This window comes from Mucilaginibacter conchicola, assembly GCF_003432115.1.
GTDB lineage: Bacteria > Bacteroidota > Bacteroidia > Sphingobacteriales > Sphingobacteriaceae > Mucilaginibacter > Mucilaginibacter conchicola.
Genome location: NZ_QWDC01000003.1, coordinates 250273 through 263494, shown reverse-complemented (window position 1 = coordinate 263494; position 13222 = coordinate 250273). Strand labels below are relative to the sequence as shown.

Sequence of the window (13222 nt, the reverse complement as noted above, 5' to 3'; positions counted from 1 at the left end):
TCTAACTTAAAAATCATATTTTTGCACCCTTATTTAATACGTTTTATACAATGAGTATTGCACTATCTGAACAGGAGATACAACGTCGCAAATCGTTAACTGATCTGCGCGCTTTGGGCATCGACCCATATCCTGCCGAAGCTTACCCGGTAAATGCCTGGGCTAATGAAATTACTGAAAATTTTGAAGCTGCACCAGATAAGTATAAACAGGTGGTAATTGCCGGCCGTATCATGACGCGCCGTATCATGGGCAGTGCTTCTTTCTTTGAACTGCAAGACAGCACCGGCCGTATCCAGGTTTATATTAAACGCGATGATATTTGCCCTGATGAGGATAAAACACTTTACAATACTGTATTTAAAAAGCTGTTAGATATCGGCGACTATGTTGGTATAAAAGGTTACGCCTTTTTGACCCAAACCGGCGAACTATCTATCCATACGCAAGAAATAACCGTTCTTTCAAAATCGCTTAAACCGCTGCCGGTGGTTAAACGCGAGGACGATGGTACCGTTCACGATGGTTTTACCGACCCTGAGCTACGTTACCGCCAGCGTTACGTTGACTTGACAGTAAACCCCGATTTCAGGCAGATCTTCATCAACCGCTCTAAGGTTATCACCGCTATGCGTAATTACTTTAACGCACAGGGCTGGATGGAAGTAGAAACACCTATCCTGCAGTCTATCCACGGTGGTGCAGCGGCGCGTCCGTTTGCTACGCATCACAACACGCTGGATATGCCTTTGTTCTTGCGTATTGCTAACGAGCTTTACCTGAAACGCCTTATCGTAGCAGGCTTTGATGGTGTGTACGAGTTTGGTAAAATGTTCCGTAATGAGGGCATGGACCGCACCCACAACCCTGAATACACTGCGATGGAGATCTATGTAGCCTACAAAGATTACGTGTGGATGATGGCCATGGTTGAGGAGTGTTTAGAAACCGTTGCCCGCGCGGTACACGGCGTACCTGTGGTACAGGTTGGCCAAAACGAGATAAACTTTGCAGGCCCGTACGAGAAATTATCTATGTACGAGTCGATACAAAAATATACCGGCATTGATGTTTCAGCTATGGACGAAGCCGGTCTGCGTAAAACCTGTGGTGAGCTGGGCATTGAGGTGGATGACAGCATGGGTAAAGGCAAACTGGTTGATGAGATCTTCAGCGCTAAAGTTGAAGCCAACCTTATACAGCCTACCTATATTACCGACTACCCTATTGAGATGACGCCGCTTGCTAAAAAGCACCGCAGCAAAGAAGGTTTGGTAGAGCGTTTCGAGTTATTCGTAAACGGTAAAGAGATAGGTAACGCCTACTCTGAGCTGAACGATCCTATCGATCAGCGCGAGCGTTTTGAGGAGCAATTGGTACTGGCCGGTCGTGGTGACGAAGAGGCTATGGCAATGGATGATGATTTCCTGCGCGCGTTGGAGTACGGTATGCCGCCTACATCGGGCCTGGGTATCGGTATAGATCGTTTGGTTATGCTGATGACCAATCAGAGCACTATCCAGGAAGTATTGTTCTTCCCGCAGATGCGCCCTGAGAAAAAAGTAAAAGCACCAACCATTGAAGATTTTACTACCATCGGCATCCCCGCAGAGTGGGTACCGGTACTAAATAAAATGGGCTTCAACAGCATTGAAGAACTAAAAGCAGGCAACCCTAACAAGGTATTTAATGATCTTGGTGGTATGCGCAAAAAAATGAAACTGGAAATAGCCATGCCTACTAAAGATGAGGTGATGGCCTGGTTTGCATAGGCAGCCTATCGGCTAAAATATATAAGGGCGTTATAGTAATATAGCGCCCTTTTTTGTGCAAAAATAATCTGTCTTAAAATCAGCCGATAAAATCTTATTTACTTTTGCAACCCTTAAATAATGCCCAAATCGTAGTATTTTAGCGTTGGATTATGGCGTATAAGTTTATTGATAATTACCGCGAACAAGGGGCACGTAAACGACTGGTTGAGCTGTTGCGAAAAAAGGGCATTGAGGACGAGAAGGTTTTAACCGCAATTGGCAAAGTGCCGCGCCATTATTTCTTCGATGAAACTTTCTGGAACCAGGCTTATAAAGATATCGCCTTCCCCATAGGTGCAGGTCAAACCATCTCACAGCCTTATACTGTAGCCTACCAAACCGAACTACTGCACATCAGCAAAGGCGACAGGGTACTGGAAATAGGCACGGGTTGCGGCTATCAAACCTGTATATTATTAGAGCTCGGTGCAAAAGTATTTACGATAGAGCGCCAGGAGAAGCTTTACGAACGCACCGTACAAGTGCTGCCTTACATGGGTTATAAACCGAAATTCTTTTTAGGAGATGGCTCGGTAGGTATAGCATCAGATGCCCCTTACGATAAGATCATCGTTACTGCAGGCGCGCCAACGGTGCCCGAAACACTGCTGAAACAACTTAACATCGGTGGCATCATTGTTATCCCCGTAGGTGATGAAAAATCACAAAAGATGGTCACCGTACTCAAAACCGGCGAACATGATTACGAGCGCCATGTGCTTGACACCTTCCGGTTTGTGCCGCTTGTTGGGGATAGAGCGTGGTAAAGCAATAAAGATAATATCGAACACAAAATATTGAATGATGAATATTGAAGTGTTAACGATATAAAAAAGAAGCCCGTTTACTATTGATAAACAGGCTTCTTTTTTATGTATGGATCTTGATCGATATTACATCATCATTTAAAATTCGAAATTCTTTATTCGATATTCCCTCACCCCATTTACCAGCTATCCGTCCTAAACGGTTCTGCAGGCAGGCCGGCGGCGTTTTGCAGGTTGGTAACCGGATAGTTAGTATATGCATATCTAACAGCAAGAACCTGTGATATAGCCTGAGGCACTTTTATTTTGATCTCGTTCCCAATGATGCTTGCCTCACCCTGGCGAAATACTTTATCAGCACCTGCAACAAAAAAGAATTGTTTTAATGGAGCGTTATCTATCGTTGTTAACCCTGTTGCTGTTCCGGCGTCAAACTTAATAGTTACTTCGTTGCCCGCTTGTGTGTAAGATTGATATTTAGGGCCTGCGTATGCAACATTTTTACCGTAAGTTTTATTTAATGCGATGGATGCTAAACGTTCGCCTACCTGTTTTTTATATTTAGGGTGATGGTCCGCCACATCGCCAACATCCATAGTTACCACCATGGCGCTGTTAGTTGCTTTGGTGCGTACGTTCGATTGCGCCTCGCGGAAATTGGCCAGGCCAAAAACTGTTGGGTCGTTTGTGCCTTTATCATCAAAAGGCGTTATCTGTACATAATTAAACGGCAGGTCGCCCTGGTTAAATTTCTCGCGCCAGCCTTTTATCATGGCCGCATTTAAATCGGTGTAACTGCTGTAAGGTTGAAAGTTTTGGTTATTCTCGCCCTGGTACCAATTAAAACCGGTGATAGACATTTTACGCAGAGGATTGATCATCCCGTTGTATAGCTGGCTGCTTTGGTGGGTATTATTGTACAAAGCAAATAGCACCCCATCAGATGTAAAAACACTTAAAGGTGTCCAGGTTTCGCACCAACTACCATTTACTGATGATACGATAATTCCTACAGGCACCCCTTCGTCTGTATTTATCTTGCGTGCAAAATAATAGGCAACAGCGCTTAGGTTTGCAGCAGTCTCGGGGGTACAGGTTATCCAGTCTGCTTTAGCTTTCAGAAACTCAACAGGGTCTGTTTCGTAATCTTCTTTAACAGTGTACGATCTTATTTGCGGATAATTTGCAGCGGCTATCTCTGCCTGGTAATTCTCCACCCCGGCAAATGTTGCATTTTTACCCATGGGCATATTCATATTTGATTGCCCGGCGCAAACCCACACATCGCCCACCAATATGTTTTTTAAATTAACAGCTTGCTGGCCTGCTGTAATGTGTAACTCTTGTGCCGTACTTTGCGTTCCGGTAGCAGGTAACGCTACAGTCCAGATACCTTTATTATCTGCTTTTGCATTTGCGGTAGTGCCCCAGGTATCGGTAACGGTAACTACAGTGCCGGGCTCGCCTGTGCCCCAAATGTTAATGGGTTTGTTGCGTTGCAGCACCATATTATCCTGCAAAAGATTTGATACAGAGAAAGCTACGCCTGTTACCGGCGGATCTACAGGTTCATCGGGAGTGATAGGGTTTTGCTTTTTACAGCCGGTTATAACAGCCAATAAGGCGACTGCTATCAATAATCTAAGTTTCACGGCATGAAGATAAGACTTCATCAGCAAACCGTAAACTGCAAAATTGTTAATTATCGCTTCATCGCCCTATCCATTTCCAGCTTGGTATCGCGTTCTTTAAGGGTTTCGCGTTTGTCGTAAGTCTTTTTACCCTGGGCAAGGCCTATTTCTAACTTCGCAAAACCCCGTTCGCTAATGAACAGTGCCAGTGGCACAATGGTCAAACCCTTCTCTTCGCCGCGGGTTTGGAGTTTTTTGAGCTCTTTTTTGTGGAGTAGCAACACACGGTCGCGCTTGGCCTCGTGATTGTAGAACGATCCATAAGAGTATTCTGAGATGTGCAGGTTGCGCACATACAGCTGACCATCAATAAAAGTGCAAAACGCATCGTTAATGTTGGCCTTACCATTACGGATAGATTTGATCTCGGTACCCAAAAGCTGGATGCCGGCCACATACTTATCCAGTATACTGTACTCAAAGTAGGCCTTTTTATTTTTGATATATACGTTCTGCTCCATCACAAATTGAATTGGGTTGCAAATATGCAACAATTTAAGAGAACCAGGATTAAAGAGAGCCAAGAATCAGGATATCAAGAGACAAGAGGTTTTAAATCCTGATTCCTGAAATGCCTTCTTTCTTGACTCTTGACTCTTGATTCTTGACTCTTGACTCTAATTCTTCATTCACTTCTTCTGCGGTTTAACAACCAGCACAGGTACATTCACCTTATGCCTCACAGCATCAACGGTTGTGCCAAATATCAGGTCTTTTAAAACTTTATGCCCGTGCGATCCCATCACCAGGAAATCTATCTCCGTTTCTTTAGCTATCTGCGCAATGGCCGTAGCCGCGCCGCCATAACCAATTTTCGCTTCGGCCTTGTAGCCAAGGTCGGTTAGTGTAGTTACGTATTTGTCCAGGTTATCCACGTCGCTTTGGGTTTCGCTGTCCATTACTTGCTTGCCGTAGTAGCGCGCACCAGCGGTCTCAACAACGTGGATCAAATTATAATGCGCCCGCTTGCCGCCCTGCATCAAAGCATGGCGAATGGTATCCTGGTCGTTCTTAGAAAAATCTATAGTGATACCTATCTGCTTATATTGTATGGCCTCGAGGTTATCTAAAGTTGATGCCAAACCGTGTGGTACCTGTATAGGCTGATTAACATGCTTATATAACAAAGGCCTCAGGAAAACGTACAGCATCAACACACCAATGCCTATGGCGATAGGCACGATAACAAAGTGCACCAATTGGGCAGAATCCGGGCCGGATTTTGCCCAATCGCCAATTTCCTGTATCACCAGTTGCACGTTCAGTCCAACAATAATAACGGCAAAAAACCACGCCGCAGCCTTCATAGGGATGCTGTTGGCAAATTGCCCCATGCGCTTTTTATCAGATGTGAAGTGAATCAACGGAATTACCGCAAAGCCCAGTTGCAAACTTAACACCACCTGGCTTAGTATCAATAATTTCCCTAACCCTTCATCGCCTGCATGCAGGATGGTAAAAAACGCCGGGATAATTGCCAGCAATCGCGTTAGCAAACGGCGCAGCCACGGGGCAATACGCAGGTTAAGGTGGCCTTCCATAATGATCTGACCTGCCAGAGTACCTGTTACCGTAGAGCTTTGCCCGGCGGCTATCAGTGCAATGGCAAACAATGCCGGCGCCAGTTTCCCGAAGATGTTGGTGAGCAGTTTATGCGCATCCTGTATCTCGGCTACCTCATGATAACCACGATAGTAGAAAGCAGCAGCAGCCAATATCAGGATGGCTGCATTCACAAAAAATGCAAGGTTAAGGGCAATCGTGGTATCCCAAAAGTTATACTTAATGGCTGTTTTTATCCCCTCTTCTGAGCGGTCTATCTTGCGTGTTTGCACCAATGATGAGTGCAGATACAGGTTATGCGGCATCACCGTGGCACCAATAATACCAATGGCAATGTACAGTGCCTGGCTGTTCAGTTTTGTAGGAATGAAACCCTTAGCCACATCTATCATTTGTGGCTTTACGATAAACATCTGCGCCAAAAAAGCTACACCTACGATGAATATCAGCGATATAATAAAGCCCTCGAGTTTGCGCATGCCTTTATTGAGCAACAGCAACAGCAGCAAAGTATCCAGCAAGGTGATAGACACACCCCATATCAGCGGCAAACCGAACAGTAGGTTTAAACCAATGGCCATACCAATGATCTCGGCCAGGTCGCAGGCTACAATGGCTATCTGCGCCATTACGTACAGGCAAAAATTCACAAAGGGCGGATAGGTATTCTTTGATGCCTGCGCCAGGTCCAATCCGCGCACAATACCTAACCTTACGCATAGGTTTTGCAATAGCAACGCGATCAGGTTGGATAGCAATAGCACCCATATCAGCTTATAACCAAACTGACTGCCCGCAGCCAGGTCTGTTGCCCAGTTGCCGGGATCCATATAGCCCACGCTAACCAGGTAAGCAGGCCCCAGGAAGGACAAGAGCTTTCGCCAGCCGGTTTTATTTTCGGTGGTAACGGTGTTGTGTACGTTGCCTAATGAGTGTGAGTCGTGCTGCTGTGTCATAAGGCTATTAAAAGGTTATTGGCCACATCACGGCTTATTTGTATCTGAGTATTTTCCATTTCCAATATCACAGCGTTATCGTAGCTGATCACTTCTTTTATAATAATATGTTTACCGATGGTGAGCTGTTGCCGCTCCAGGTATTGCAGAAAACTTGCCGAGTGGTCGCGCACACCGGAGATAACGCCTGCGGTGTTTACCTCTACAGATGATACCGGCTTTAGTTCGCTCACCTTAAAGTTGCCATCGCAGTCGGGTATTGGGTCGCCGTGGGGGTCGCGGGTGGGGTGGCCCATAAAAGCGTCCAGCCGGTCTATCAGTTCGGTTAATGAAATATGCTCCATCTCCTCGGCCATATCGTGCACCTCATCCCACTTAAAATGCAGCTTCTCTACCAAAAAATATTCCCAAAGCCTGTGCCTGCGGATAATGTTGAGCGCCACCTTCTCTCCTGCCTTGGTTAAACTTACGCCCTGGTAACGGGTATAGTTAACCAGCGCTTTCTCGGCCAGCTTACGCACCATATCCGTTACGGATGATGCCTTTGTAGCCAGCTCAGCAGCAATTTGGTTAGTACTCACATTGCCAGCCGCAAGCGACAATTTATAGATGGCTTTCAGATAATTTTCCTCGGCTAATGTATTCATTTAAACAAATCTAATTATTTTTTTAGACTTGTCTAAAAATACAAACTTATTTGAGATTTGTTTTGTTGTGAGATATTTAAAAAAAATTATATTTTGTGAGGTTAAGAATAGTATATATTTGCACTTACCATGGCGTCAGAATTAGATAAAATAGACCTACAGATACTCAAGATTTTACAGGAAAATGGCCGCATAACCAACTTGCAGCTATCAAATGAGATCGGCTTATCGCCGGCCCCAACACTTGAGCGTGTACGTAAACTTGAGAATGCACAGTACATTAAGAGCTACCACGCATTGGTAGACGAGGAAAAACTGGGCCTTGGCATAAAAACCTTTATCCAGATCTCGCTGGATTTTCACCAGAAAAATACTATCCAGACCTTCTTAGATGAGATAAAAACCATTAAAGAAGTAACCGAATGCCACCACGTAACCGGCCAATGCGACTTCTTGCTAAAAGTTTACGTGCGCGACATTAAATCATACGAGCAACTGATCATGGAGAAGATAAGCCGCATATCTGTGGTAAAAACCTTCCAAACCATGATGATCATGAGCACCAGCAAAAAAGAGCCTATAGTTCCGTTGGAATACTGATAAGAGAGTCAAGATGTAAGAATCAAGAGTCAAGACGAACTCTGAACACATAAAAGCCCTTTAGAATTACTAAAGGGCTTTTCTCATATCGCATTTTTTAGAATCCTATCTTGGTTCTTGATTCTTATTTCTTGACTCTTTCCTGCCTATATCTGCCAATCAATCCCTTTCTTCCCTTCATTCTCCAAAAACTCATTTGTTTTTGAAAATGGTTTAGAGCCGAAGAACCCGCCGTGGCTTACAGCCAGTGGTGAGGGGTGGGTTGATTTTATAATTAAGTGATTGTTATTCGGATTGATCAATGGCGCTTTTGATTGCGCGTAGGCTCCCCAGAGGATGAACACCAGGCCCTGTTTCTCATCAGACAAGATTTTGATGGCTGCATCTGTAAACTTTTCCCAACCTTTCTTTTGGTGCGAACCTGCCGTTGCCGCGCGAACGGTTAGCGTGGCATTTAATAACAACACACCTTGCTGCGCCCATTTGGTGAGGTCGCCGGTTTGGGGGATGATGAAGCCTGGAATATCGGTTGATAGTTCTTTATAGATATTCTTTAACGAAGGTGGTGCAGGGATACCGCGCTGTACCGAGAACGATAAACCATGCGCCTGGTTTGGGCCGTGATATGGGTCTTGCCCCAGTATCACCACCTTTACATCATCAAAAGGCGTGATGTTAAAAGCGTTAAAAATATCGGCATTGCGGGGACATATGGTGTGGCCGGCATCCTTCTCCTGCTTCAGGAAAGCTTTAAGCTCCTGCATGTAGGGTTTCTCAAATTCTGCGCTTAAATGCTTTTTCCACGAAGGTTCTAATTCTCCTGCCATAAATATTAAATACTGATGATTTATTTAGCGTACAAATAACGATATTTGCGCACTGTTTTTATAGTAATACAAATTATGTCGAATATAGTTAGGTTAGTTATTGCCTGTGTTATAATGGGTGCCGGTGTAACGCTTTGTGCCTTTGGCTTTTGGGGATGGGGAATAACCGTGTTTTTATTAGGTGGTATGACATTGCTTACCTTCTTCTTTAACGAGAACATGATTATAGCGCAGTTTTACCTGCGTAAAGAGAACACAGATAAAGCCGGACAATTTCTTAACCGCATTAAAAATTACGAGAAAGAGCTTAATAAAAACCAGTGGGGTTATTACAATATGCTTATTGGTTTGATAGAATCGCGCACAGCGCCTTTAAAGGCCGAAAAATATTTTAAGAAAGCGCTTCAATTGGGTATGAGCATGTCTCATAACAATGCTTTGGCAAAACTCAGCCTTGCAGGTATATCAATGGCTAAACGTAACAAGCGCGAGGCAGAAATGTATATCAAAGATGCAGCTAAGGACGACAAGAATAAATTACTTGCCGACCAAATAAAAATGATGAAGGCACAAATGGCGCAGATGGACAAACAACAAGTTGTGCGCAATTACCGCCCTAAATTCTAAGGAAAAGAAACAAAAGATATTTAAAGATTACTTCTCGTCGAGCTTGCTGAAATACTCAGGCTCGGCAGAACTACTCTGGCTTGGCTCGATGTGCCTGTCAACCAAAGGTGCAGGTACAAAAGAGAAACCTTCAAAACTCTCTTCTTTTTGTTTTTCAGATCTCACCGGTTCAGAAACCTCAACCATCTTTAGCAAACTGCGAATAAAAGAAAGGTCAAAACTTCTCCTGTTTAATTTGATCAGGTACTCGTTTTCGTTTATTTCAAGAATAGAGTTTGTCATAACGATTATTTATAGTGTGTCGATATAAAAATCAACAACGTACATTAAATGAAAGTTTTACACACTTTATCTTTTTGTTAAGAATTGTTGGCTTTTTAGTATGGTGTTAATGAGCGCGTTGTTGAAAAGTTGATTGGGTGCCCTAATCAGTTATCGGTTGCGTACCTACGGCACGCATTAAATGCAATTGTAGCTTTCTACAAAGCGGTTGTCTCTACGGAACATTACCATCATGTCGCTTTTTATAATATGTAAAATTCTTCGCAAAGTAAAATTGCTCTGTAGGAACTACCGCTTTGTAGCAAAATTAAAGATGATTTGGGTGCCGTAGGTACGATACCTGTCAAACCGTAAAAAATCATTGCCGTTGGCTTTAGCCAACGGATAGCAAACAGAAAAGCAAACGGCTTTAGCCGAAACTAATCTGATATTGGGCTAAAGCAGGACTCTAATCCGACGACCGTCGGCTGAAGCCGACGGCAATGATGTGCGCATCTCGTTGTTTACTAATACGGATCAACATCTGCCTGCACAATACTCCCCTTACTTAGTTTAGTAGTTTGAAATTGAGTGATGGTATCCCTGATAATGGCTTTTGCTTTTACTATCGAGATACTATCCCGCTCAAATTTGAGCATGATAGATTTGATGTAAAAGTTACGAATGCGGTTGATGAGAGGCGCCTCCGGCCCTATCACCCTATCACCGAAATGCTTGCGGAGTTCGCCAGCCAGATACTCAGCCTGGTTATACAGCACCTCGGGATCTTTATGCTTTACATCTAAATTAATAATACGATAGTATGGCGGATACTTAAAGCTTTTACGCTCTTCCATCTCCGTAAAATATAGATCGTTGTAATCGTTATCTATCACCTGGCGTATCACACGGTGGTTGGGGTCGTAGGTTTGTATTACCACCTTACCTTGCTTGCCACGCCGCCCTGCCCTGCCACTCACCTGGGCCAGCATTTGGTAGCTGCGTTCGTTGGCGCGGTAGTCGGGGTATTTTAGCAGGCTATCCGCATTGATGATGCCTATTACGGTTACATCAGCAAAATCCAACCCCTTGGCAACCATTTGGGTACCTACCAAAATATCTATCTTTTTTTCTTCAAGATTAGTAAGGATATTTTGCAGCGAGTTACGCGAGCGGGTGGTATCCAGATCCATCCTTTGCAAACGAACCTCGGGCATCAGTATCGATAGCTCATCTTCTACCTTCTCGGTACCAAAGCCCTTGTATTCCAGGTGCGTTGAGCCACAGGCCGGGCAGATATTGGGTGTATCTTCTTTATAGCCACAATAGTGGCAATGCAGTTTATGGCTGTGCTTGTGGTAAGTTAAACTTACATCACAGTTGATACATTTTGGCGTATAGGCGCAAACCTTGCACATCAAAACCGGCGCATAGCCGCGGCGGTTCTGGAATAATATCACCTGCTCCTTATTATCCAAAGCCTGGTAAATATCCTGCACCAACACACTGCTAAAGTGCGATTGCATAGTTTTGCGCTTGGTTTCCTCGGTAATACTTACCACCTGTATCAATGGTAACTCAACACCACCATAGCGCTCCATCAGTTCTACAAAACCGTATTTACCGGTGCGGGCATTATAATAGGTCTCAAATGATGGCGTAGCCGACCCCAGCAGCACTTTGCTGCCATACATATTAGCTAAGTAAATAGCAGCATCTCGCGCATTGTAGCGCGGAGCAGGATCAAATTGCTTGTAGGATGTTTCGTGCTCCTCATCAACAATAATTAACCCCAGATCAGTAAATGGCAGGAATACAGATGAACGTGCACCGAGTACCACTTTGTACTCGCCATTCAATACCTTTTGCCAAACCTCTACCCGCTCGTTATCATTAAAGCGGGAATGGTAAACGCCTATGGTGCTTCCAAAATAAACACGCAGGCGTTCTATTACGTGTGTAGTTAAAGCTATCTCGGGTAGCAGATACAACACCTGTTTGCCAGTGGCGATAAATCTCTCTATCTCTTTTATATAGATCTGAGTTTTGCCCGATGAAGTTACACCATGCAGCAACACCACATCTTTCTCTTCAAAATGTTGTCTCACACCATCCAGCGCAGTTTTCTGGGCGGGGCTCAACACAAAATTACTTAGCTCATCATCATCCTCTTCATAACCCAGGCGCGATACATTCTTTTCTTCGATAAAGAAAACCTCTTTCTCGGCCAATGATTTAATGCTCGATTCACCTGCACCACTGGCTTCCAATAGTTCGGCTTTAGAAATGGTCTTTTGCTGGCGCGATAATTTAATATAGGCCAGCACAGCATCGGCTTGTTTAGGTGCCCGCTTCTCGAGGATCAGGAACAATTCCTGCAAGGCATCCTGGTTATGATAGGCCGGATTAAGCGTTATGTAGGCACGCTTGCGCGGTTTGTACCGCTCGGCAACCTCTTCAGATATGTTGATGATATTTTTCTCAAACAGCGATTTCAATATCGGCATCACTGTTTTTTGGCCTAACAGTTTGGCTATATCGCTGATAGTGAGCTCAGGCTGCAGGTCCAGCGCTTCGGTAATCAAATACTCCTTATCATTCATTGCCGATTTATCGTACTCAAAACCTTTGTTCAGCATTACCTTGGTTTCGCTGGCCAGTTTGAGGGCTGTGGGCAGGGCGGCATTCATTACCTCGCCCTCGTTGCACATATAGTACTCGGATAGCCAGTGCCAAAACTGCAATTGCTTTGGGGTAACCACGGGGCGGTCGTCAAGTATATCTATAATATACTTCGCCTCGTATTTGCCGGGAGCCTGTTCGCTTATATTGCTGACAATTGCGGTATAGAGTTTACTTTTACCAAACTGCACCACTACCCTCTTGCCAATAGCAATGGCATCATTAAGCTCGTAAGGTACGCGGTAAGTGTAATTAATGCTGATAGCTAAGGGCAATATCACTTCAACAAAAAGCGTTTTGCGGGTAGCAGCAGCACCTTCGGCAAACTCTAACATGTAATTTTATTTATTGCGGAAAGCAGCTATTGCTAAAACAATCCATCCTATAATAAACAACAGGCCACCTAATGGTGTTATGGGGCCAAGGGCTATTAAACCGGGCGCATTTAGCAGGTCGCGGCATGATAATAAGTACAGCGAACCCGAGAAAAACACAATGCCCAGGGTAAACATATAATAGGCAACGTTGATGAGCTTGTTTTTAAACCTGCCGAAAGTAGATAAAAAGAGCAGGGCAAACACGTGGTAAAAGTTGTATTGTACTGCGGTATGCCAGGTATCTAACTGTTTGGCCGTTAATACATCTTTTAAAGCGTGGGCACCAAAAGCACCGGCAATAACAGCCAAAGCACCAAAAAACGAAGCCGTAATTATTATTTGTTTATTCATGCAGATATAAAAGGCTAAGTTAACCAAATGAAAGTATTACTTTATTGTGGTACAGTAAA

The 13222-nt window shown here is 44.2% G+C and carries 12 protein-coding genes; 4 read left to right on the top strand and 8 right to left on the bottom strand.

The genetic code is table 11. The features are described 5' to 3' along the window. Positions 1 to 50: 50 nt before the first annotated feature. Together lysS and D0C36_RS17750 are read left to right on the top strand one after the other, a co-directional pair. A complete protein-coding gene (gene lysS / locus D0C36_RS17755; RefSeq protein ID WP_117393003.1) occupies positions 51 to 1772 on the top strand; it encodes a lysine--tRNA ligase in 1722 nt (573 codons plus the stop codon). 152 nt (positions 1773 to 1924) lie between these two features. Further along, a complete protein-coding gene (locus tag D0C36_RS17750) occupies positions 1925 to 2581 on the top strand; it encodes a protein-L-isoaspartate(D-aspartate) O-methyltransferase (protein WP_117393002.1) in 657 nt (218 codons plus the stop codon). A gap of 179 nt (positions 2582 to 2760) precedes the next feature. Here the strand turns inward: D0C36_RS17750 and D0C36_RS17745 are convergent, their stop codons facing one another. From D0C36_RS17745 to D0C36_RS17730, 4 genes are all read right to left on the bottom strand, one after another. Then, the gene (locus tag D0C36_RS17745) at positions 2761 to 4254 is read right to left on the bottom strand and encodes a sialate O-acetylesterase (protein ID WP_117393001.1); all 1494 of its coding nucleotides are present in this window, start codon (positions 4252 to 4254) and stop codon (positions 2761 to 2763) included. Positions 4255 to 4283: 29 nt separating this feature from the next. Next, a complete protein-coding gene (gene smpB / locus D0C36_RS17740; RefSeq protein ID WP_095704510.1) occupies positions 4284 to 4733 on the bottom strand; it encodes an SsrA-binding protein SmpB in 450 nt (149 codons plus the stop codon). A 168-nt stretch (positions 4734 to 4901) separates the two neighbouring features. Beyond that, on the bottom strand, positions 4902 to 6791 hold the full coding sequence (locus tag D0C36_RS17735; protein WP_117393000.1) for an Nramp family divalent metal transporter: 1890 nt from the start codon (positions 6789 to 6791) through the stop codon (positions 4902 to 4904). After that, positions 6788 to 7438 (bottom strand): metal-dependent transcriptional regulator, encoded by a 651-nt coding sequence (locus D0C36_RS17730; protein ID WP_117392999.1) that lies wholly within the window; start codon positions 7436 to 7438, stop codon positions 6788 to 6790. The genes D0C36_RS17735 and D0C36_RS17730 overlap by 4 nt, the downstream gene beginning before the upstream one ends. Before the next feature lie 129 nt (positions 7439 to 7567). Between D0C36_RS17730 and D0C36_RS17725 the strand changes: the two genes are divergently transcribed. Further along, positions 7568 to 8038 (top strand): Lrp/AsnC family transcriptional regulator, encoded by a 471-nt coding sequence (locus D0C36_RS17725; RefSeq protein WP_095704507.1) that lies wholly within the window; start codon positions 7568 to 7570, stop codon positions 8036 to 8038. 146 nt (positions 8039 to 8184) lie between these two features. Here D0C36_RS17725 and ung read toward each other — a convergent pair whose 3' ends face one another. Further along, complete coding sequence (gene ung, locus D0C36_RS17720; protein ID WP_117392998.1) at positions 8185 to 8865, bottom strand: uracil-DNA glycosylase; 681 nt, start codon at positions 8863 to 8865, stop codon at positions 8185 to 8187. A 75-nt stretch (positions 8866 to 8940) separates the two neighbouring features. Between ung and D0C36_RS17715 the strand changes: the two genes are divergently transcribed. Beyond that, positions 8941 to 9492: a tetratricopeptide repeat protein gene (locus D0C36_RS17715; protein WP_117392997.1), complete on the top strand. Its 552-nt coding sequence runs from the start codon at positions 8941 to 8943 to the stop codon at positions 9490 to 9492. Positions 9493 to 9519: 27 nt separating this feature from the next. On the opposite strand, the gene D0C36_RS17710 is transcribed toward D0C36_RS17715, so the two are convergent. The 3 genes from D0C36_RS17710 to D0C36_RS17700 form a co-directional block, all read right to left on the bottom strand. After that, complete coding sequence (locus tag D0C36_RS17710; RefSeq protein WP_117392996.1) at positions 9520 to 9774, bottom strand: hypothetical protein; 255 nt, start codon at positions 9772 to 9774, stop codon at positions 9520 to 9522. Between the two features lie 506 nt (positions 9775 to 10280). Next, complete coding sequence (gene priA, locus D0C36_RS17705) at positions 10281 to 12770, bottom strand: replication restart helicase PriA (RefSeq protein WP_117392995.1); 2490 nt, start codon at positions 12768 to 12770, stop codon at positions 10281 to 10283. 6 nt (positions 12771 to 12776) lie between these two features. Next, positions 12777 to 13163 (bottom strand): DUF423 domain-containing protein, encoded by a 387-nt coding sequence (locus D0C36_RS17700; protein ID WP_117392994.1) that lies wholly within the window; start codon positions 13161 to 13163, stop codon positions 12777 to 12779. Positions 13164 to 13222 lie beyond the last annotated feature (59 nt).

Excerpts from the sequence above, each read along its gene's own strand:
- lysS (WP_117393003.1), top strand. The coding sequence starts at position 51 with ATGAGTATTGCACTATCTGAACAGGAGATACAACGTCGCAAATCGTTA.
- D0C36_RS17750 (WP_117393002.1), top strand. The coding sequence starts at position 1,925 with ATGGCGTATAAGTTTATTGATAATTACCGCGAACAAGGGGCACGTAAA.
- D0C36_RS17745 (WP_117393001.1), bottom strand. The coding sequence starts at position 4,254 with ATGAAGTCTTATCTTCATGCCGTGAAACTTAGATTATTGATAGCAGTC.
- smpB (WP_095704510.1), bottom strand. The coding sequence starts at position 4,733 with ATGGAGCAGAACGTATATATCAAAAATAAAAAGGCCTACTTTGAGTAC.
- D0C36_RS17735 (WP_117393000.1), bottom strand. The coding sequence starts at position 6,791 with ATGACACAGCAGCACGACTCACACTCATTAGGCAACGTACACAACACC.
- D0C36_RS17730 (WP_117392999.1), bottom strand. The coding sequence starts at position 7,438 with ATGAATACATTAGCCGAGGAAAATTATCTGAAAGCCATCTATAAATTG.
- D0C36_RS17725 (WP_095704507.1), top strand. The coding sequence starts at position 7,568 with ATGGCGTCAGAATTAGATAAAATAGACCTACAGATACTCAAGATTTTA.
- ung (WP_117392998.1), bottom strand. The coding sequence starts at position 8,865 with ATGGCAGGAGAATTAGAACCTTCGTGGAAAAAGCATTTAAGCGCAGAA.
- D0C36_RS17715 (WP_117392997.1), top strand. The coding sequence starts at position 8,941 with ATGTCGAATATAGTTAGGTTAGTTATTGCCTGTGTTATAATGGGTGCC.
- D0C36_RS17710 (WP_117392996.1), bottom strand. The coding sequence starts at position 9,774 with ATGACAAACTCTATTCTTGAAATAAACGAAAACGAGTACCTGATCAAA.
- priA (WP_117392995.1), bottom strand. The coding sequence starts at position 12,770 with ATGTTAGAGTTTGCCGAAGGTGCTGCTGCTACCCGCAAAACGCTTTTT.
- D0C36_RS17700 (WP_117392994.1), bottom strand. The coding sequence starts at position 13,163 with ATGAATAAACAAATAATAATTACGGCTTCGTTTTTTGGTGCTTTGGCT.